This is a genomic window from Salegentibacter agarivorans (genome assembly GCF_900113135.1).
GTDB lineage: Bacteria > Bacteroidota > Bacteroidia > Flavobacteriales > Flavobacteriaceae > Salegentibacter > Salegentibacter agarivorans.
The window spans coordinates 41,605-62,064 of record NZ_FOOH01000006.1; the positions used below are offsets into that span (position 1 = coordinate 41,605).

The 20,460-nt window shown below is 37.1% G+C and carries 17 protein-coding genes; 9 read left to right on the top strand and 8 right to left on the bottom strand.

Annotated features, from left to right (window positions below):
• Positions 1-20 precede the first annotated feature (20 nt).
• Entirely contained in the window at positions 21-2,993 is a 2,973-nt protein-coding gene (locus tag BM084_RS05850; protein WP_083634203.1) for a DNA polymerase III subunit alpha, read from the bottom strand.
• Positions 2,993-4,210 (bottom strand): DNA polymerase IV, encoded by a 1,218-nt coding sequence (gene dinB / locus BM084_RS05855; protein ID WP_075327468.1) that lies wholly within the window; start codon positions 4,208-4,210, stop codon positions 2,993-2,995. The genes BM084_RS05850 and dinB overlap by 1 nt, the downstream gene beginning before the upstream one ends.
• Before the next feature lie 210 nt (positions 4,211-4,420).
• Between dinB and BM084_RS05860 the strand changes: the two genes are divergently transcribed.
• Entirely contained in the window at positions 4,421-4,972 is a 552-nt protein-coding gene (locus BM084_RS05860) for a hypothetical protein (RefSeq protein WP_075327469.1), read from the top strand.
• Positions 4,972-5,391 (top strand): hypothetical protein, encoded by a 420-nt coding sequence (locus BM084_RS05865; RefSeq protein ID WP_075327470.1) that lies wholly within the window; start codon positions 4,972-4,974, stop codon positions 5,389-5,391. The genes BM084_RS05860 and BM084_RS05865 overlap by 1 nt, the downstream gene beginning before the upstream one ends.
• Before the next feature lie 18 nt (positions 5,392-5,409).
• On the opposite strand, the gene BM084_RS05870 is transcribed toward BM084_RS05865, so the two are convergent.
• Entirely contained in the window at positions 5,410-6,102 is a 693-nt protein-coding gene (locus BM084_RS05870; protein ID WP_093303597.1) for an arylesterase, read from the bottom strand.
• 73 nt (positions 6,103-6,175) lie between these two features.
• Here BM084_RS05870 and BM084_RS05875 point away from each other — a divergent pair, with 73 nt between their 5' ends.
• From BM084_RS05875 to BM084_RS05885, 3 genes are all read left to right on the top strand, one after another.
• A complete protein-coding gene (locus tag BM084_RS05875) occupies positions 6,176-6,862 on the top strand; it encodes an ABC transporter ATP-binding protein (protein ID WP_075327472.1) in 687 nt (228 codons plus the stop codon).
• 3 nt (positions 6,863-6,865) lie between these two features.
• Positions 6,866-9,415, top strand: coding sequence for an ABC transporter permease (locus BM084_RS05880; RefSeq protein ID WP_245764344.1), 2,550 nt, complete (start codon positions 6,866-6,868; stop codon positions 9,413-9,415).
• A 233-nt stretch (positions 9,416-9,648) separates the two neighbouring features.
• Positions 9,649-10,242, top strand: coding sequence for a hypothetical protein (locus BM084_RS05885; RefSeq protein ID WP_075327473.1), 594 nt, complete (start codon positions 9,649-9,651; stop codon positions 10,240-10,242).
• Positions 10,243-10,255: 13 nt separating this feature from the next.
• Here BM084_RS05885 and BM084_RS05890 read toward each other — a convergent pair whose 3' ends face one another.
• Both BM084_RS05890 and BM084_RS05895 read right to left on the bottom strand, forming a co-directional pair.
• Positions 10,256-11,404 carry an MFS transporter gene (locus tag BM084_RS05890; RefSeq protein WP_093303600.1) on the bottom strand — a complete coding sequence of 383 codons (1,149 nt, stop codon included), beginning with the start codon at positions 11,402-11,404 and terminating at the stop codon, positions 10,256-10,258.
• 70 nt (positions 11,405-11,474) lie between these two features.
• Positions 11,475-12,857, bottom strand: coding sequence for an MATE family efflux transporter (locus tag BM084_RS05895; protein ID WP_075327475.1), 1,383 nt, complete (start codon positions 12,855-12,857; stop codon positions 11,475-11,477).
• 206 nt (positions 12,858-13,063) lie between these two features.
• Here BM084_RS05895 and BM084_RS05900 point away from each other — a divergent pair, with 206 nt between their 5' ends.
• The 3 genes from BM084_RS05900 to BM084_RS05910 all read left to right on the top strand — a co-directional run bounded on the left by BM084_RS05900 (position 13,064) and on the right by BM084_RS05910 (position 14,327).
• Complete coding sequence (locus BM084_RS05900) at positions 13,064-13,297, top strand: heavy-metal-associated domain-containing protein (RefSeq protein WP_075327476.1); 234 nt, start codon at positions 13,064-13,066, stop codon at positions 13,295-13,297.
• 21 nt (positions 13,298-13,318) lie between these two features.
• Complete coding sequence (locus BM084_RS05905; RefSeq protein WP_075327477.1) at positions 13,319-14,002, top strand: aspartate/glutamate racemase family protein; 684 nt, start codon at positions 13,319-13,321, stop codon at positions 14,000-14,002.
• Between the two features lie 139 nt (positions 14,003-14,141).
• Positions 14,142-14,327, top strand: a complete 186-nt coding sequence (locus tag BM084_RS05910; RefSeq protein WP_075327478.1) for a hypothetical protein — start codon at positions 14,142-14,144, stop codon at positions 14,325-14,327.
• Positions 14,328-14,617: 290 nt separating this feature from the next.
• Here the strand turns inward: BM084_RS05910 and serA are convergent, their stop codons facing one another.
• Complete coding sequence (gene serA / locus BM084_RS05915; protein WP_093303604.1) at positions 14,618-16,510, bottom strand: phosphoglycerate dehydrogenase; 1,893 nt, start codon at positions 16,508-16,510, stop codon at positions 14,618-14,620.
• 318 nt (positions 16,511-16,828) lie between these two features.
• The gene (azu, locus tag BM084_RS05920; RefSeq protein WP_075327480.1) at positions 16,829-17,377 is read right to left on the bottom strand and encodes an azurin; all 549 of its coding nucleotides are present in this window, start codon (positions 17,375-17,377) and stop codon (positions 16,829-16,831) included.
• A gap of 175 nt (positions 17,378-17,552) precedes the next feature.
• Between azu and BM084_RS05925 the strand changes: the two genes are divergently transcribed.
• Positions 17,553-19,697, top strand: a complete 2,145-nt coding sequence (locus tag BM084_RS05925; RefSeq protein ID WP_075327481.1) for a M3 family metallopeptidase — start codon at positions 17,553-17,555, stop codon at positions 19,695-19,697.
• Between the two features lie 74 nt (positions 19,698-19,771).
• Here the strand turns inward: BM084_RS05925 and BM084_RS05930 are convergent, their stop codons facing one another.
• The gene (locus BM084_RS05930) at positions 19,772-20,371 is read right to left on the bottom strand and encodes a hypothetical protein (RefSeq protein ID WP_075327482.1); all 600 of its coding nucleotides are present in this window, start codon (positions 20,369-20,371) and stop codon (positions 19,772-19,774) included.
• Positions 20,372-20,460: the final 89 nt, after the last annotated feature.

Genomic DNA, 20,460 nt, shown 5'->3' on the forward strand with positions numbered 1-20,460 from the left:
GATGACGTTTAGGTTAATCTCTAAGAAAACTGGTAGCCAACCAACCGAGGATCAGTTAAGGTGTCCTGGCGTTGCAGCCATTGTATGCTAATAGAAATATAATCCAATTCGTTATTTACCCTGCCGTAGCATTTATAAATTCCTTTGCTGCGCAACGGATATTTTTCTGCGGTAGCAGGAAATTGAACCGTGTCGAAAACATCGCCCTCAGCATCAAAAAAAGTCCCGAAATACATATATTTCCCGTTAGAAGTTCCAGTTTTTTTAGCGGTGATCAGGGCACCATAAATCAAAACTTCCTTTCCCACATAATGTTTTAAATCTTTTGCTCTTACCGATTTTTCGATAGGATTTTTAAGCAATTTAAAATGTGAACAAAGCGGAAAACCCAGCAATTCCATTTGGTCAAAAGCTTCTATTAATGCTGAATATTGAAACTGCGGAAGTTCAAAATCCCGGTGAGCAGTATTAAATAATTTTTCCTGTGTAGCTACCGGTTTGGAGGCATTCAGTTTAAAATGAGCTTTCCATAGTAAATGATGTTTATCTGTTTGTGTGAATCTAAAAGCATCAATTTTCAGTAAAATACTTAGCTGTTCTATTGAAATAGAAACCCGATCTATAAAATCATCAAAGGACTTAAAAACACCAAAAAACTGCCGATTTTCCAGGATTTGCTGTACGGTTTTAGTTTCCAATTCTTTGATATAACCTAATCCCAGGTAAATATCTTTTCCAAAAATACTATTTGGGTGATCGCTTTTATTGATACAGGGAGGATGCACTCTCCCGCCGCATTTTCTAATTTCCTGGATATAAGTTTCTACATCATAAAATCCGCCGCCGTTATTAAGCGCAGCCACCATAAATTCTAGCGGAAAATATTTTTTCAAATACAAACTTTGGTAACTTTCTACCGCATAAGAAGCCGAATGTCCCTTTGGAAATGCATAACCGGCAAAAGAAGAAATTTGCTCCCAAACCTCATCAATAATCTTTTTATTATAGCCTTTTTGTTTACAATTTTCCCTGAATTTAGCTTCAATTCTTTCCATCTGGCCCTTAGAGGTTTTTTTTCCACTCATTCCCCGCCGCAAAACATCAGCATCTTCAAAACTAAGTCCGGCGAATTTATGAGCTACTTTCATCACATCTTCCTGGTAGACCATAATCCCGTAAGTATCACCCATAATTTCGAGCATCACCGGGTGGCCTTGTTTTCTTCGTTTAGGATCGCGATGCCGTTTTATATATTCTTCTTTCATCCCACCACTGGAAATTCCGGGCCTGATTATAGAACTCGCGGCTACCAGATTTAAATAATTATCGGTTTGTAGTTTAGTGAGCAGACCACGCATTGCAGGAGATTCTACATAAAAAACACCCATACAATCACCGGTTTTTAGCAAATTATTGATTTCCGGATCTTCCTTAAAAACAGCAATATTTTCAATCTCCTCAATTTCAGCATTTGGTTGATTTTTCCTTATAATTTCAATCGCATCGGTGATCTTTGAGAGTCCGCGTTGGGCAAGAATATCAAATTTATGAATCCCCACTTCTTCCGCGATATTCATATCTATCTGGATTGTTTCAAAACCTTTGGGTGGCAAAAAAGTAGCGGCATAATTATAGATGCTGTCATTCAGAATTAAAATTCCGCCGGAATGCACACTCAAATAATTGGGAAAACCTTCAATTAAAGCGCTGTAACGTAACACCAATTTTTCCAATTGATCCAGCTCATTTATACTAAAAAATCCTGCTGAAAGTTTATCTATGTTTTCTTTAGGCAAACCAAAAACCTTACCCAATTCCCGGGATACCGCTCGGCGTTTAAAAGTTACATAAGTTCCCATTAAAGCGGTGAACTCGTACTTTTTGAAAATAAAATCAGTTACTTCGTTACGATCTTTCCAGGAGAAATCGATATCAAAATCAGGTGGAGAACTTCGACTTTCATTAATAAAACGTTCAAAATATAAATCCAGCTCTACGGGATCTACATTGGTAATTCCAATAATATAAGCAATAATAGAATTGGCACCACTTCCCCGCCCTATAAACGGAAAATTCTGCGACCGGGCATAACTTACAATATCATAATTGATCAAAAAATAGGAAACAAAGCCGAGTTTTATGATGGCATTCAGCTCTTTTTCTACTCGTTCCAAAACCTCTGGTTCTAACTTTGGATAACGTTTTGGCAGGTTTTCATCACATAGTTTTCTTAACCGGGCAACATCAGCTTCAGGGCTGTCACCTGAAACCAACAAATTTCGATTTTGGGTTTTTCCGAATTTGAAATCTACCCGACAGGCATTTACCAATTCGTGTGTGTTCTCTAAAATATAGGAGAAATCTTCAAATTCTGAAGTGATAATTTCTGAAGCTATCATTTGATGAGAAAAAGAACCCTGCTCGTTTTCAGGAAGCTGGCTAAGTAAAACATTATTATCTATGGCCCGCAACAACCGGTGTGCATTATAATCACGCTTATTCCTAAAACTCACGCTTTGCTGCAATACCAGTTTATCTTTAAATTCAAGGTATTTTGAGAATTTAAGCTTCCGCAGACTTTCCACAGAAATTCCAATGAATTCATTCTTCCTGAAATTCGTCTTTTTGTGTGCAAATACTTTTTCAAAAGGATAAATAATAAAGCAATCAGGTAATTCGGGCGCTTCAGGTTTAAAATCTTTTTTTAGATGAAATTGTTGCGATAAATGTTCGTTTAACTGCCTAAAACCTTCATTGTTTTTAGCGACCCCAACATATTGTTGCTCCGCTCCATTTCTAAAATCTATTCCCACAATTGGTTTTATTCCATATTCCGAAGCAATTTTTATAAAATTTAAACAAGCCGAAGTATTATTAATATCGGTAAGCGCTAAAGATTCCACTTTAAATTCCCGGGCGAGTTCACAGAGTTTTTCCACTGAGAAAGTCCCGTAGCGCAGTGAGTACCAGGTATGGCAGTTTAAATAGATCATTATTGTTTTCTATGTGCTAGCACAATTGGCGGTTCGCCGTTAAACGGATTTCCCATGCGGCCAATGGTTTTTGTGCCCATGGTGACCGCGCGCATCACACTATGTTCTCCAAAACGCTCTTTAATTTTATCTATAGAATTATATAAATTCAGCATTTCTTCAGAATCATCAAACAGGTTAATCTGGTAATTTCCACCTACTAGTCCGCTGAATTTCACACCGATTAACCGAATCAACAACCGGCGGGAATAGAGTTGCTTAAAGAGCATTTCAACTTTAGGAATTAGAATATGATCGGCGCTGGTATAGGAGATTTTCACCTGTTTAGAATGCGTCTGATAATCGGAATACCTGATTTTTACACTTACCACGCTGGTTAATTTATTTCCTCGCCGTAACTGGTAAGCCAGGCTTTCGGCCATAGCCACCAAAGTGGCGTGCAGGCGCACCATATCTATAGTATCGCGGCCAAAAGTGCGCTCGGTAGAGATAGACTTTCTTTCGTGATAAGGAATAATTGGTGTATCGTCCAGGCCATTAGCACGCTTCCAGATAGTTCGCCCGGCCTTTCCTAAAACACTTTCCAACATTTCCACTGGCATTTCCTGGATAGTTTTTATTTCTCTAACGCCTAAATTCAGTAGTTTTTGAAAGGTCTTATTACCAACCATCGGGATTTTATTTACACTTAAGGGTGCAAGAAAAATTTTTTCATTTCCATGCGGAATTATAATTTCGGCATTAGGTTTGGCTTCTCCCGTAGCGATCTTAGAAACCACCTTGTTTTGTGAAAGTCCGAAAGAAATTGGCAAGCCGCTTTCCTTTATAATTGTCTGTCTCAACTCACTGGCAAATTGATTGATGCCGAAAAATTTATCCATCCCACTCAAATCGGCATAAAACTCATCTACACTGGCTTTTTCAAAACTGGGCACCTGGTTTTTAATAATTTCTGTAACTTCTTTCGAATGTTTGGTGTAAGTACTGGCATTTCCTTTAATTACGGTGGCCTGCGGACAAAGCTGCCGGGCTACTTTCATTGCCATCCCCGAGTGTACTCCAAATTTTCTCGTCTCATAACTACAGGCCGCCACTACCCCACGATCTCCCATTCCACCTACGATAAGCGGTTTACCATTCAATTCAGAATTTTGTTTACGTTCTACCGAAACAAAAAATGCATCGAGATCCAGGTGTAAAATAGACTTATTTTTCATTTTTGGATTATTTCCTTTTTATAGGATATTTTCCAAAATTATAAAATATTTAAACTCAAAATTATTCTGCTTCGTTAAATTTTGAAAAGAATTTTTCAGCTTGATTATTCTGAAAAAGTCAAAATAAAAGCCCTTTTATTATTAAAATCTAACAACCTAAAATCTATAGTTTTAGTAGTTTTGCCGACTTAAAAGTACCAAGCCTGAAGTATGACGAAAATATTCAGAAGATTATCTTTCTTTATTCTAATCATGATGCAGTTTGCATTTTTGTTCGCTATATTTTTTGATAAGATGAATGCTCCCCTCGTACTTTTATTTTTGGGGATAATTTCGGTATTAATAAGTCTTGCTTATTTTAAAGCGCCACGGCAAGAGGAAAGGTATTTTATAAAAGATCTTTATCTTATTCTTTTTGCGGTGACCGGTGCCCTAAGCACATTTTTTATAAATATTGAACTTAAATATGGCCCGGTACTTGCCGCCGGATTTATAGGAACCCTGGCTTCTTTTGTGCCTTCAATAAATAGAAAATCAAATCTTTTAAAAGAAGCACCACCCGCTATTTACTGCGGTGCTTTTGTGGGAATGACTTCGGCCAGTGTAGCGCCCAATTTAAAATTTATTCTACTGGCCGGTATTATCGCAGGTAGCATTCTTATTCTTTCTAAAAATATTTTTAACGGATTTGGTGGTAAACTGGGAACTATCGCTTTTGGTAGTATTGCCATCACTTCCGCCATTTTATATACCCTGTTTTAATGGAAATAAGCATTCTTTTTCTCACCGGAATTATTTCTGCCATTCTAACTTATGTAGTGAATAACAAGTACAGGCAGGGTGCTGTTCGTGCTTCAGCAAGCCTCTCGCTTTTGGTGGGTTTATTTTTCTATTCTTTTCCTGATATTTTTAATCCATATTTAACCAAAAACATCCCTATAGTTTTTATTGGCGCTACTTTTATAGGAATGGTTTCTTCAAAAATACTCCCCAGCTATTTACTAGTAGGTTTTTCAGGATTTATCTTTTCTATTATCTACCTAAATGCGAGTCCGTTTTTTAAAGGTTATGGCGGCGCTTTGGGTACTACGGCAGCGATTTCTGTATTAGTTTCATTAAGCCTTGCTTTAGTTTCTAAGAGTGAGAAACTACCCTGGCGGAAGAAGACTAAAAAACATTAGAAAAACCTTCAGAATAAATTATTCTTTCTCTACCACATCTTTCAAAATACTCCATACATTGTCGGCTACAATTTTGTAACCTTCGGCGGTGGGATGAATGCCGTCTTGCTGATTTAGCTCTGCATCTCCCGCTACGCCTTCAAGAAGAAAAGGAATGAGTTGCAAATTATTTCCTTCGGCAAGTTCAGGAAAAATATTTCTGAAATCGGTGGTATATTCTTCTCCCATATTTGGTGGAATCTGCATTCCGGCTAAAACTATTTTAGTATCGGGATTTTTCTCTTTTACAGTATCTATAATATCCTGAAGATTTCTACGAGTTTCAGTTATTGGGATTCCTCTTAAGCCATCATTCGCTCCTAATTCCAATACAAAAATATCTACATCCTGATTTAACACCCAGTTAATGCGATTTTTTCCGCTGGCAGTAGTTTCCCCGCTTAATCCAGCATTTACTACTTCATAATTATAATTCAGGGAATCTAATCTATTTTGAATAAGCGCCGGGAAAGCTTCAGAAGCTTCTAACCCCATTCCCGCTGTAAGGCTATTTCCGAAGAAAAGAATCACGTTTTTTTCACTTACCTCAGCTTCAGTTTCGGTTTGTGTTTCTTCTTTGCTTTTTTCTTCCGATTTCTTTTCAGCATTTTCTCCGCAGGAAATCATTATAAATATTGAAAAAACAGCAAAATAATACTTCAAGTTTCTCATAGCAACGGGGTTTATAATCAAATCATTTCCTTATTTTGTCTGCATTCAAAAAAGACAATAATCAAGTAATAAGATGGCAAAGATATTAAACGTTCGCAACCTGGAGAAAAGCTATTCCAGCGGTTCTAAAAAACTTAAAGTTCTCCAGGATATTAATTTTGAAGTAGAAGAACAAAAAACCTTTGCTATTGTAGGCCCATCCGGAAGTGGAAAAACCACGCTACTGGGACTTTGTGCGGGATTAGACAGGCCAGATTCCGGAATTATTGATTTATGCGGAAGCGAACTTAGCACGTTAGATGAAGACGAAAGAGCGCTATTGCGCAATCAACATATTGGATTTGTTTTCCAGGATTTCCAGTTGCTACCAACACTTACTGCCTTAGAAAATGTGGCTGTTCCATTAGAACTTCAGGGGAATAAAAATGCTTCTAAAATAGGAAAAGAATTATTAGAAAAAGTAGGATTAGGCGACCGTATAAATCATTATCCTTCCCAACTTTCTGGGGGAGAACAGCAACGAGTGGCGTTAGCGCGTGCTTTTTCTACGCGACCTTCGGTTTTATTTGCCGATGAACCTACCGGAAATCTCGATGCCGAAACCGGCGAAAAAGTAGAAGAATTGCTTTTCGATCTCAATAAAGAAGCAGGTACAACTTTGATTATCGTAACTCACGATATTGAATTAGCAGCAAAAACACAGCATATTCTAAAACTAAAAGGAGGAAAAATTGTTGAAAATCAAGAAACGCAAGTATAAAAGATGAACACCAATAAACCCTCTAAACCCGGTATTAACTGGCTTTTTAAAATGGCCTGGCGCGACGGAAAGGCTAGCGGTAAAAAGTTAACGCTTTTTATGGCTTCTATCGTTCTGGGAATTGCCGCGGTAGTTTCCATTCAATCTTTTGGAGAAAATCTAAAAGACAATATTTCCTTGCAATCTAAAGCGCTGATGGGCGCCGATTTTAAAATAGACAGCGACGATCCTCCCAATGAACGCGTTATGCAAGTTATGGATTCACTGGGCGGGCCTGAAGCTCGGGAGATCAAATTTGCTTCTATGGCTGCTTTTCCGCAAAGCGAAGCCACAAAATTAATGCAGGTTAGAGGAATTGAAGGTGGATTCCCATTTTACGGCGAATTGGAAACTCAGCCGGCAGAAGCTGCCAAAACATACCAGGAAGATGCTGCAGCTTTGGTTGATGCAACGGTAATGCTTCAGTTAGGGGTAAAGCCTGGCGATAGCATTAAAATTGGAAAAGTTACTTTGCCAATTGCAGGGGCACTCAATAGCGTTCCGGGAAGTACGGCTATTTTTAGTTCGGTAGCTCCTCCGGTACTTATTCCATATAAGTTTATTGAAGAATCTGGCCTTGTACAAACCGGAAGCCGTATAGATTACGAATTCTATTTTACAGCCGATCCTAAAACCGATATGGAAAAGCTGGATGAAGAACTGGATCCTATCCTTGATGCTGAAGAATCCGATATAGATACCCACATCTCCACCAGCGACCGATTGGGAAGACGCTATGAAAATTTCGGAAAATTTCTTAATCTCGTTGCTTTTATCGCGCTGCTGCTTGGTTGTGTTGGTATTGCGAGCGCCATTCATATTTACATCAAAGAAAAGTTACGTGCCGTAGCTGTTCTAAAATGTTTGGGCGCCAGCAAAAAGCAAACTTTCTTAATTTACCTTATCCAGGTTGCTTTTATGGGTTTAATTGGCGGTATTTTAGGTACTGCCCTCGGTTTAATTCTTCAGCAATTATTTCCCTGGCTTTTAGAAGGCTTGTTACCGGTAGATGTTCAAATCACTTTTTCCTTACAGGTAATTGTGATGGGAATTTTATTAGGAATTTTGATGTCGGTTTTATTTGCGCTCTACCCGTTAATCGGAACACTTTATATTTCTCCTTTACAGGCGCTACGAGTAATAAAAGAAGATTCTAAAAAATCCCGAAAGGCAATTATTTTAGTTTCAATAGGAATCTTTTTATTCATCTTCTTGTTTTCGCTTTGGCTACTGGAAGATTGGAAATACTCCCTCTCGTTTGTAGGCGGAATTTTAGTCACTTTTTCAATCCTGGCCGGAATAGCCTATCTATTTATGCGGGCTATTCGTAAGTATTTTCCGCATAGCTGGGGTTTTGTAGCCCGGCAAAGCTTACTGAATCTTTTTAGACCACAAAATCAAACCTTAACGCTGGTACTTGCTATTGGTGTAGGAACTTTTCTAATTAGTACGCTTTATTTTAGTAAAGATTTGCTACTGGCCCAGGCTTCTATAGAATCCCAGGCCGATAGCCCTAATATGATTCTTTTAGATGTACAATCTGAACAACGTGAAGCCGTAGCCCAAACAATAAAAGCGAATAATCTACCGGTTTTAAGCGATATTCCTATTGTCACTATGCGTGTACAAAATATAGCAGGAAAATCGGTTAACGAAATAAGAAATGATACTACTTCCCAAATTAATGGCTGGGTTTTAAACCACGAATTTAGGGTAACTTATCGCGATTCAATTATTGCTTCTGAATTTATTGAAAGCGGAGAATGGACCGCCGAAGGAGGAAATATTAGTCCCGTTCCTGTTTCTATAAGTGATAATTTTGCTGAAGATGCTAAAGTTGAAGTTGGAGACGAGCTTGTTTTTAACGTGCAGGGCGTTTTATTAGATGCAGTGGTGGGTAGTATAAGAACTGTAGACTGGTCTAGAATGCAACTGAATTTCTCCCTGGTTTTCCCAACAGGGGTTTTAGAAGACGCGCCGCAATTTCACGTGTTAACCACCAAAGTTCCGGGGGAAGATGCATCGGCTAAATTACAACAGCAATTGGTGAAACAGTTTCCCAATGTTTCTATAATTGATCTTAGACAGATATTAAGTGTTATTGAAATGCTCCTGGGAAGAATTTCATGGATAATTAATTTTATGGCATTTTTCAGTATTTTAACGGGTGTTATTGTGCTTTTAGGAGCAATAAGAACCAGTAAATATCAACGAATTCGCGAAAGTGTGTTATTACGAACTTTGGGTGCTAAAGGCAGCCAAATTCTAAATATTACCGCTTTAGAATACATTTACCTGGGAACCTTAGGCGGTTTATCTGGTGTATTGCTTTCTCTAATTAGCAGTCAGTTATTGGCCTGGTTGGTTTTTGAATCGCCATTTACCCCATCTCTGGTTCCATTTTTAGTAGTATTCCCGGGAATTGTCTTACTGGTATTGATTATTGGATTAAGTAATAGTTTAAGCGTAATACGAAAACCACCTTTAGAAGTTTTAAGAAAGGAAGTAACTTAAAATATGTAACTTTAGCTGAAAGGATTACCAAAAATTATTATTAATTATAATTTTTTGACTTTTTAAAAAGTATTCTCATCTTAGGTTGAATCGTCACCCTGTCCCGAAGTTTCGGGATGGTTTCAGGGTCTAAGCTAAATTAAAATACTTTTCATCCTGGATGCTGAAATAAGTTCAGCATGAAGTATCCTGGAAGTAGAAGTTTAAACAATATGAATTAAAATAAATTTAAAATGAAAAATGTAATTTATAGCTTAATGATTCTGGCTTTTAGTTTTAACGGAATAGCCCAGGAAGATTATTTATCTGAAGAAATTCAAATAAAAATGGCCAGTATGGCTGCGCCAGAAGAAGACAGGGATGCAGTAACTGTGTATGGTTATGATCGTGACGGGAAACCGGTTTTATTAAAAGAAGGCACCAACAACCTGGTTTGTATTGCAGACGATCCTAATATGAATGGAGTTTCAGTAAGTTGTTATAATAAAAAACTTGAGCCTTTTATGTCTCGCGGCAGGGAATTAAAAGCTGAAGGTAAAGATATGATGGATACTCGTGCAGTGCGCCAGCAGGAAGTAGAAAGCGGGAAATTAAAAATGCCCGATGCCCCGAGTATGACCTACATACTTTCTGGAAAAGAAGCAAATTTAAATCGTGAGACCGGGGAGCTTAAAGATGCAAAACTGCGTTATGTGATTTATATGCCTTATGCTACTACCGAGGAAACCGGACTTCCAGATAAACCTCACACTCCCGGAATGCCGTGGTTAATGGATCCCGGTACGCACCGCGCTCATATTATGATTACCCCGGCAGATAAGGATTAGGCATTTATTGAAATTATTCCTGAATATTTTCTTCTTTCTGCTTAAAAAACAGCTGCGAAATAGGAATAAGCATTAAAGCCGAAATAAAGAAAAGGATAAAAGATACTTTCAAATTAAATAAATGCGCTAAATAACCAACCAGCGGTGGGCCTAAAAGCATTCCCACTATTGCATAGGTGGTAATTATTGAAATAGCCATTCCTGGCGAATATTTTTTAGAAGAACCGGCGAGAAGAAAAGTCATGGGAATTATTGCGGCCACTCCAATACCTACCAGGCAAAAACCTATTAATGCAGGCCAGAAATAAGGGAAAACAATCATTAGTAAAACTCCTAAACATACCAGGGAAGCACTTATGATGTAATTCTTTTCCATTCCTATTTTTTCCACAATTCTATCTGAAAAGAAACGGGAAAGGGCCATAAAAATCATAAATATTAAGTAGCCCAGCGTAAAAACATCTTCGTTCACCACTTCTTTAAAATAAACCCCACTCCAGTCAAACATTCCGCCTTCGGTAATTGCAGCAAGGAAAACCAGAAAACCAAGGTACATGGTAGGTTTATCGGGTTTTCCAAAGCGAAGCTTATTCCCCTGGGTAGAACGATCCTTTTTTAGCAAAAATGAGAAAGCAAGAAAAGCTAAAATAAAAGTAAAACCAGCAACAGCCGGTAAATGCTGATAAATAGGAATATCAAATTTAATTAGCAAAGTTGAAAAAGCTACGCCTAAAAGTCCGCCGGTACTCCAAAGACCGTGAAAGGATCCAATAATTTTTTTAGGAAATGCTTTTTGTAAGGTTAAAGACTGGGTATTCATAGCGATGTTAAAAATTCGCATAGAAAATGCAAAGCAAAATATCCCTATTATTAATAACAAAAGGCTGTCGGCTATTCCTATAATACTAAGGGAGACGGCAAGTAAAACAAATGAAACGATTAACGGATACCTGCTTTCAAAACGAGAAACCAACCAGCCAGAAACCGGAAGCCCAATTAAAGAACTCACCGGCATTACCATAAGTAGGTTTCCTAATTCGGCTTCATTTAAATCGAAGGCCATTTTAATAGTAGGAATTCGGGAAGCCCAGGTAGAAAAGCAAAAGCCCGAGAGAAAAAAGTAAGTGCTTAGTGCAATTCGCTGTTGGTTTTCGATCTTCATTTTTAAAACTTATGAGGGAATAAAATTGGTGTTTATTTTTTATCAGGACAATAATTCAGAAAACTAAAATTTAAAGTTGGCGGTGCCGGTAACGAATAGTTCTTAACTTCCAATAACCCATTTTATAATAAGTGAAAGCTACAATGGCGGCGATAAGGTTAGAGATTGGGAACGCCCACCAAATTCCTTCAAAAGAAAGATCGGTATTATTAGATAGAATAAAAGCAGTAGGAAATCTCACAATCCAAAGGGCAAATACAGAAATTAGCAAAGAAGCTTTAGTAAATCCGGCGCCATTAAAAACACCATTTAGAACCTGCTGCACACCCAGCACTCCAAAACTGGGGGCCATAATTTTAATAAACAAAGAACCGTCCCTAATCACGCCGGGATCGTTAGGCACGAAAAAGGCAGTAATTGGTTCAGCTAAAAAGAAAAGAACCATCCCTATTCCCGTGAGCCCAAAAAAGGCAATTTTAGCACTTAGATTTCCAATTTTTTCAGCGCGCTTTATTTTTCCGGCGCCAACATTTTGTCCTACCAAAGTGGTGGTTGCAATAGCAAAACCAAGCGCGGGTACTACAATAAGGCTTAAAACCCGGCTTCCAATACCGTAAGCGGCTACAACTTCGCTTCCAAAACTGGTAACCAGCATAACCATAACCGTCATACCGCCGGCTCTGGTAGACATTTCTATACTGGAAGGAATCCCAATATTGAACATACTTCGGGTCCAGCTAAAATCGAATTTCATTCTGCTAAAACTAATTTTTATGCCTTTATTTCCGCGGAAAAGAATAAGTAAGCCTATTAAGGCCGATATACCCTGGGTAATTACACTGGCAACAGCAGCTCCTGCTACTCCAAACCCGGGAATAGGACCAAAACCAAATATAAAAAGCGGATCTAAAATTAGATTAAGAAATACGGTAGCAAGAACTATATACATGGGCAACAGCACATTACCAATTCCTCGCATAAGTGACTGAAAAACGTAGAACATAAACAGAAAAATAAAGCCCAGAGACGATACTTTAAAATAACTTACCGAATCGCTTAAAATTTCGGGGCCTGCGCCTATGAGCTTCATTAATGGTTCTGACGAAAAATAACCTACAATAGCCAGTAAAACCGAAATAAAAAATATTACAAAAACGGTTTGTGAAGAACTGTAATTAACCTGGTCCTGATTTTCAGCACCTTTATATTGAGAAACAATCACTGTTCCCGCAAGCGTTAAACCGGCGCCCAATGAGAGAATAAGAAAAAGTATAGGAAAACTAATACTCACCGCAGCTACAGCATTGGCACCCAGTCTTCCCAGCCAAAAAGTATCTATTAACTGGTAAGCGGTTTGTAAAATATTAGCCAGAATTATAGGCCAGGCCAGGTTGGCCAGGGAGCTAAAAATCCTGCCTTCGGTATATTTTATGGGTTGCCTTTTCCTGCGCAATTTCTTTAAATTTTAAAAAATTCTTCCCGGTAAGAAAATTTCAATCTCTTACTTAGGCATTATTTTATCAGCGTTTTTTAAAAAAGTAATTTGCAAAAGTAAGAAAGAAGCCCTGGTTTTTTCAAGTAAAATAGCTTAAACTGATTTTCCTCATAAAATTTAGCGATTCCTGCCTTTAAATTTGTAGTAAATTAAAATCAGAAATTATGAAAGCTACTATGTTACTGGAAGAACTTAATGTTGGTAATTGCATAACATACATTACCAAAGAACTTTCTAAAATTAAAGACATTTGTGATATTTATGCAGATTCAGAAGCGTCTAAAATCACATTTACCTATAATTCAGAATTTGCGGCTCTAGAAGCTGTGGGGGTTTTAAGTTCATTTCGACATAAAGAAAAAGAAGAAGAATTTAACGAAAACCTTAAAATTGCATAATTTAGGGAAAAACTAAAATTAATGAATTTACTGGGAATGATTGGTGGTACCTCGTGGCACTCTACCATAGAATATTACCGACTTTTAAATGAGCTTGTAGGCGAAAAAATTGGGAAGCAGCAAAATCCGCCACTTCTTTTATACAGCCTCAATGTAAAGTTGATGCGTAAAAACGATCCCGAAGAAATTAAAAATTCATATTTAGAAATTGCTCAAAAACTGGAAAATGCCGGTGCCGGCGCTATAATTATTTGTGCCAATACTCCGCATTTAGTTTACGATTTTGTGCAACCAAAAATTGATATTCCCATTCTTCATATTGCCGATGCAATAGCTAAAGAAGCAAAACAAAAAGGTTTTAAAAAACTTGGATTGCTGGGCACAAAACCCACAATGACGGGCGATTTTCTTCAGGGTAGACTTAAGAAAAACCACCAAATTGAAACTATAATTCCATCGCAGGAACATATTGATGAAACCCACAGATTTATTTCTGAAGAACTTACACAGGGAAATTTCACCGACACCGCAAAAAATTTCTATTTAGAACAAATGCAACTTTTAAAAGATCGCGGAGCTGATGCAATAATCTTAGGCTGTACCGAACTGCCGATGCTTATTAAGGAAAAGGATACCGAAATTCCACTTTTAGATACTACAAAGCTCCACGCGCAATTAGCTACTGAATTTATTCTTAAAGATTAATAGTTTTCTTTTTCTGAATTTCAGCCTGGTACCCGGCTTAAAGAAAAGACATTTTCAAAGTTCGATTATCGAGTAAATTTCTACATATTTTTACGCAACCATTATCAGTTTTCTGTATCTTATAGAAAATGATTAATTGATGCTACACAGATTTATTTTATTTATCGGAATTATTTTATTTACTTTTTCCTGCGGAGAAGACGACAGCGGGGAATGTAATGGAATTTGCACCGAAGAATTTAAAAGTATTAATGTTGAAATCACAGATTCTGAAGAGAACCCGGTGGTTTTAGACAGTGATAATTTAGTTCCTGATTGCGCTTAGAGATATTACCAACAATCGCGAAATTGACCTTAATTCTACAGAAAATGCAGGAAATGGGTTTTATTCCATTTTCAATAGTATAAAAATGAAGAAATAAATCTTCTTTTTAAAGGATTTAAGGAGGAAAATTTAATCCTGGAACAGGAATATAAAGTTGGTGCAGATTGCTGCCACATTTACCATGTTTCAGGACCTTTGAAAATTCAGTTAGATTAAACACAAAAAATCCCGGAAGCTATTTCTTAAAGTAGAAATAAGTCCCGGGATATATTTTTCAGAAAAAATATTTTCTAATATAAAACTCTAAAACGTATCGTGCCTTTTAGGCCTTTTAGATCTTTAATTACTTTTTTATCGTATTTCTTATCAATATCGGTAATTACATAACCAATAGTCTCATTAGTTTTTAAATACTGGCCCTCAATATTAATATCGTGCCCGGCAAGAATCCTGTTGATCTCTGCCAAAATTCCCGGCCTGTTTTCGTGAATATGAATTAGCCTGTGGGCATTTTGCAATACCGGCAATTGTAAATTAGGGAAGTTAACCGAGTTGGTGGTGCTGCCGGTATTTATATATTCTATAATTTTTCCCGGAACGAAATTCCCGATATTTTCCTGGGCTTCCAGGGTACTTCCACCAATATGAGGCGTTAAAATCACGTTTGGTAAATTTCTTAATTCAGAAACAAATTCTTCATTATTGGTTTTAGGCTCCTGCGGATAAACATCTATGCCCGCCCCCATTATTTTGCCAGATTCTATATTCTTTTTAAGCGCTTTAATATCTACTACGTGACCCCTGCTTAAATTCAGGAAAATCACGTTATCTTTCATATAACCAAATTCCTTTTCCCCAATAATATCTTTATTTTCCTTTCTTCCATCTACGTGAAGAGTCACAATATCTACAGTTTCAAGAAGTTCTTTTAGGGAATTACACTTGGTAACATTACCCATTGGTAATTTTTCTTCAACATCGTAGTAATAAACATCAAAACCAACAGATTCTGCAACTACCGAAAGTTGTGCACCTATATTTCCATAACCAATAATCCCCAGTTTTTTACCCCTGGTTTCAAAACTATTGTTAGCAGATTTTTCCCATTTCCCTTCGTGCATTAATCGCATTTTATCGGGCAGGTTACGCATCAATAAAATAATCTCCCCAATAGCTAGTTCTACCACAGATCTTGTATTACTGTAAGGCGCATTAAAAACTGCAACTCCTTTCTTTAAACAGGCCTGAAGATCTATTTGGTTGGTTCCTATACAAAAAGCGCCCACCGCGATTAATCGGTTGGCATTTTCCAGTACTTTTTCAGTTAAATGTGTTTTAGAACGAATCCCTATTACTGATACATCTTTGATTTTTTCACAAAGTTCATCTTCATCCATCGCTCCGGGATGTACAGTTACATTATAACCTTCTTTCTTCATTATATCTACTGCGTCCTGGTGAACATTTTCAAGAAGAAGTACGTTAATTCTATTTTTTGGGTAAGAGATTGCTTTGTTCATATTGTGTACAAATAAAAATTCGTCTAAACTTGGTGTGATATGGTCTGCCTTTTCAAGAATATTTGCCCTTTCTACATTTTCGGTGAAGGCATAAAACTTATTGGCGAGTCCGGCGGCTTTAATTTCATAATCGGTATAACCATCGCCAATTACGTAAACATCGCCTTTTAACTTTAATCTTTTAAGTTGTTCTACTTTTCCGTTATTTGAAGAAAGCACGTTTTCTTTATCAAAACCTACAATCTCACCATCTTCATCAAACTCAAAAGTATTGGCAAAAACATTTTCGGGCTTAACCCCATACGGTTCAACTATAGGAACAATAAATTCTTTAAAACCGTTGGAGACAATATAGATATTTTCGTGATGATCGTTAAAGAACTCCCGGTTTCTAACAAATGAAGAAGATACCCGCTCACTTAAGTTTTCTACCAATTTTGGCAAATCACTTTTATTGGCTTTTAGAAGCCGAATTCGCTCTACCAGGGATTCTCTAAAAGAAATTTCTCCTTTCATTCCCTTATCGGTTAAAGCTTCTACTTCATCAAGGTTTTTTTGCTTATCGGGATCGTTGGCCAGGGATATTTCTCCCAAAACATCCAGGGCTTCTACCTGGGTAAATGTACTATCAAAATCTATTACAAAGTGCTTGTTCTCACTCATATTTAAGGTAATCTAAAATGAAGCCTAAAACTACTATTTTTAGCAATCTTAGCGTACCAATTTTAGTAAAAATACACGGTCAAAATTTTAGCTATAGTAATATTTTCAACAATTCATAAAATGAGCTGCTATAAAATACAGAGCTTATAAAAAGCCACTGAAATTAGTAGTTAAAAATGAAATTTCTTCGGTTTTTCAAATAAAAAACTTTTAGAAGAAATTAAAATCAGAACTCAAATAACCTCTCTAAAATAAAAATGCCTTTACTAAACGGAAGTCTCCGCAGTAAAGGCATTTCTAAAAAATTAAAAAATTCTCTTATTCCACGATAAATTTACCTTTCATCACAGAATAGTGACCTGGAAAGCTACAAATAAAGTCGTATTCACCAGCTTCAGGAGCTTCAAATTCTATAGTTACTTCTTCTCCGCCACCAATCATTTTAGTGTGGGCAATAACCGCATCAGTTCCTTCAGGAATATAGTCGTTATCCTTGGCCTGTACAGCTTTCTGTCCAAATTCGTTAATTACGGTACCTTGAGTTAACAATACCCAGTTATGGCCCATTACGGTTTTTTCCATCTCACCAACGTGTTTTAAAGTAAGTCTAACGGTTTGCCCGGCTTTTACTTTAATCTCGTCTTTATTAAAACGCATTTGGTCATTTCCTTCAATAGTCACCTCAACCACATCTTCGTCTGAAGAATTCATTTCTGAAGCAGACTTATCTGTGGCGGCTTCAGTTTGAGACTGCGGGCTGGTACCATCTCCAATAGTAATTTTATCCTCTTTTTCTTCTTTTTTATCTCCGCAGGCAATCATTGCTACGGCTCCTAAAATCAATACAGTTTTGCTTAAAAATTTCATATTTACTTATTTATAGTTTGTAATTAGTTATTTACAATATCAAAGATAAATTATTTTTAATTGTTAATGTATTTAAGCCTTAATTTTTCATATTTCAGGGAATTTATAAAAGTTCTATAGCTGCCAATTTTGCCAAAATCCTTACCTTCATAGATTCGAAATAAAACCACACAAAATGAAAAAAAACATTATAAAAGGCCTGGGGGTGTTTGCGCTGGTCGCAGGATTTCAAGCTAATTCCCAGGAACAAAACCCCAAACAGAATATGGATAACATTTTACTTGCTGAATGGACTGGCCCTTATGCCGGCGTTCCCGCTTTTGATAAAATGCAGGTAGAACTTGTAAAACCCGCAATGCTTAAAGCGATGGATGCGCATCTTGCTGAAATCGATAAAATTACCCAAAATCCTGAACCGGCAACTTTTGAAAATACTATTGTGCCTTTTGAAGATTCTGGCGATCTTTTAAACAGGGTATTTACTTATTACGGTATATTTAGCAGCAATGTTTCCAGTCCTGAATTTAGGGAAATACAGCGCGAACTTTCTCCGGAAATTTCTGAATACAGCTCTAAAATTTCTCAAAACACAAAACTATTCGAAAGGATTAAAACCGTTTATCAGAATTCAGAAGAAAATCCGCTACCGGCTCCAGAGCAACGCGTAATTGATCTTATTTACGAAGAATTTGCGATGGAAGGCGCCAATTTAAACGAAGAAGATAAAAAGCGTTACGCCGAAATAAACAGTGAACTTTCTGAATTATATACCAAATTCTCTAATAATGTTCTTGCTGAGGAAGAGAACTACATTGTTTATTTAACCGAAGATCAACTTAGCGGCCTTCCGGAATCTTATGTGAAAGCTGCAGCGAGCACTGCTAAAGCCAATGGAGAAGCAGGGAAATATGCCGTAACCAATACGCGCTCTTCTATGGATCCGTTTTTAACTTATTCTGATGAACGTGAACTACGCGAAAAAGTTTGGAAAAACTATTATTCCCGGGGTGATAATGATGATGAATTTGATAATAATGAGGTGATAAAAAAAATCCTGAAACTTCGCGATGAACGTGTAGAGTTGCTGGGTTATGAAAATTTTGCCCAATGGCGCTTACAAAACCGAATGGCTAAAAACCCAGAAAACGCGATGGAACTTATGGAAGCCGTTTGGCCGGCTGCACTTGCCCGCGTAGAAGAAGAAGTAAAAGATATGCAAGCTGTAGCCGATGATGAAGGGGCTAATATTACCATTAAACCCTGGGATTATAGATATTATGCAGAAAAAGTAAGAAAAGAAAAATACGATCTTGACAGTGAGGAAGTAAAGCAGTATTTAGAACTGGGCAATCTAACCGATGCGCTTTTCTATACCGCTGGAGAGCTTTTTAATTTCGAGTTTAAGCCGGTAGAAGAAGGTAGCGTCCCTGTTTTCCACGAAGATGTAAATGTTTGGGAAGTAACCGATAAAGATTCTGGAGAACTTATTGGGCTTTGGTATTTAGATCCTTTTGCGCGCCAGGGAAAACGTTCAGGTGCCTGGGCAACCACCTATAGAAGTTATTCTGAATTAGAAGGTGCAAAACCCGTTTTAGCATCCAATAATTCTAACTTTATAAAACCGGCTCCCAGAGAACCTGTGTTAGTTTCCTGGGACGATGCCGAAACTTTTTTCCACGAATTTGGCCACGCGCTACACTTTTTAGCTGCCGATATTAAATATCCAACCCTAAACAGTGGTGTTCGTGATTATACCGAGTTTCAATCGCAATTACTGGAACGTTGGTTATCTACCGATAAAGTGATAAACCGCTTTCTAAAACATCATGAAACCGGGGAAGTAATTCCAGATGAATTAGTAGCCAAAATTAAAAAAGCAGCTACTTTCAATCAGGGATTCGCTACCACCGAGTTTTTAGCTTCGGCTTTAATGGATATGAAATACCATACCACAGATCCCGATAAAATTGAACCAAGAAAGTTTGAAAAAGAAACTTTAGACGAACTGGGAATGCCAGATGAAATTGTGATGCGTCACCGTTCTCCACATTTTGGACACGTATTTTCAGGAGAAGGTTATGCTACCGGATATTACGGCTATTTATGGGCTGATGTATTAACCTCTGACGCTGCGGAAGCTTTTGCTGAATCTCCCGGAGGATTCTACGATGAGAATATGGCAGAAAAATTAGTGAAATATCTGTTTGCGCCAAGAAACGCCATGGATCCCGCTGAAGCTTATCGAAAATTTAGAGGCCGTGATGCTGAAATTGATGCGCTAATGCGCGATCGTGGCTTCCCGGTACCTGAAGAGAAATAAAATATCAAAGAAAATTTTGTGAAACCTGCCTCAAAGACTTCTTTTAGGCAGGTTTTTTATTTATGCTATTTCAATTATTCAATGGCTTTAGCTACAAGTTTTTCGGGGCCAGCCATAAATCCATATAAGTGCAATTTATCTGCAGTAATTTTCTCAATGGGTACCGCAGTAATTGGGTTACCATAGCGATGAATTACCAGGAAATAAGTTTCATCTATTTTCTTTAAATAGGAATGCATAATTTTACTATCGGGATGATTTTGAAAATCTATTTCGAAATTTTTCCCACCCCGTTCTAAATTGTATTTTTTCTGTTTAATTTTTGCAGCGTTTAAATCTGTTTTAGTGGGAACTAATCTTATATAATCTATAGGTTGTTCCAATCTTTCTGAAGAAATACTTAATCGGTTAGGATTTTTAAAGCTGAAATCGGCAAAGGCGAGTGTATCTATTTTCAACTTGTTATCTTCGGTTTGATATGCAGTTTTTGTCACAAATTGATCAAAGTTATAGTGAGATAAGGAATCTTCACTCACTTCCATTAAATGTATTCCGGGAAAACCACCAAAGCTTTTATTTCCCGAGACAATCCATTTTCCTTCTAATTCCTGCGCAGTAATTGAAGTGCTTAACAAAAAAATAAAAAAGACAAAATAGCTATCAATAAATTTCATAATTCTACATTTTAAGTTGAACAATAATTTATAAAATAGCCGGCTAAAAACCTTATTTATTCGATAGTTTCCTTATTATTTAGATGAAA

Excerpts from the sequence above, each read along its gene's own strand:
- BM084_RS05850 (WP_083634203.1), bottom strand. The coding sequence starts at position 2,993 with ATGATCTATTTAAACTGCCATACCTGGTACTCACTGCGCTACGGGACT.
- dinB (WP_075327468.1), bottom strand. The coding sequence starts at position 4,210 with ATGAAAAATAAGTCTATTTTACACCTGGATCTCGATGCATTTTTTGTT.
- BM084_RS05860 (WP_075327469.1), top strand. The coding sequence starts at position 4,421 with ATGACGAAAATATTCAGAAGATTATCTTTCTTTATTCTAATCATGATG.
- BM084_RS05865 (WP_075327470.1), top strand. The coding sequence starts at position 4,972 with ATGGAAATAAGCATTCTTTTTCTCACCGGAATTATTTCTGCCATTCTA.
- BM084_RS05870 (WP_093303597.1), bottom strand. The coding sequence starts at position 6,102 with ATGAGAAACTTGAAGTATTATTTTGCTGTTTTTTCAATATTTATAATG.
- BM084_RS05875 (WP_075327472.1), top strand. The coding sequence starts at position 6,176 with ATGGCAAAGATATTAAACGTTCGCAACCTGGAGAAAAGCTATTCCAGC.
- BM084_RS05880 (WP_245764344.1), top strand. The coding sequence starts at position 6,866 with ATGAACACCAATAAACCCTCTAAACCCGGTATTAACTGGCTTTTTAAA.
- BM084_RS05885 (WP_075327473.1), top strand. The coding sequence starts at position 9,649 with ATGAAAAATGTAATTTATAGCTTAATGATTCTGGCTTTTAGTTTTAAC.
- BM084_RS05890 (WP_093303600.1), bottom strand. The coding sequence starts at position 11,404 with ATGAAGATCGAAAACCAACAGCGAATTGCACTAAGCACTTACTTTTTT.
- BM084_RS05900 (WP_075327476.1), top strand. The coding sequence starts at position 13,064 with ATGAAAGCTACTATGTTACTGGAAGAACTTAATGTTGGTAATTGCATA.
- BM084_RS05905 (WP_075327477.1), top strand. The coding sequence starts at position 13,319 with ATGAATTTACTGGGAATGATTGGTGGTACCTCGTGGCACTCTACCATA.
- BM084_RS05910 (WP_075327478.1), top strand. The coding sequence starts at position 14,142 with ATGCTACACAGATTTATTTTATTTATCGGAATTATTTTATTTACTTTT.
- serA (WP_093303604.1), bottom strand. The coding sequence starts at position 16,510 with ATGAGTGAGAACAAGCACTTTGTAATAGATTTTGATAGTACATTTACC.
- azu (WP_075327480.1), bottom strand. The coding sequence starts at position 17,377 with ATGAAATTTTTAAGCAAAACTGTATTGATTTTAGGAGCCGTAGCAATG.
- BM084_RS05925 (WP_075327481.1), top strand. The coding sequence starts at position 17,553 with ATGAAAAAAAACATTATAAAAGGCCTGGGGGTGTTTGCGCTGGTCGCA.
- BM084_RS05930 (WP_075327482.1), bottom strand. The coding sequence starts at position 20,371 with ATGAAATTTATTGATAGCTATTTTGTCTTTTTTATTTTTTTGTTAAGC.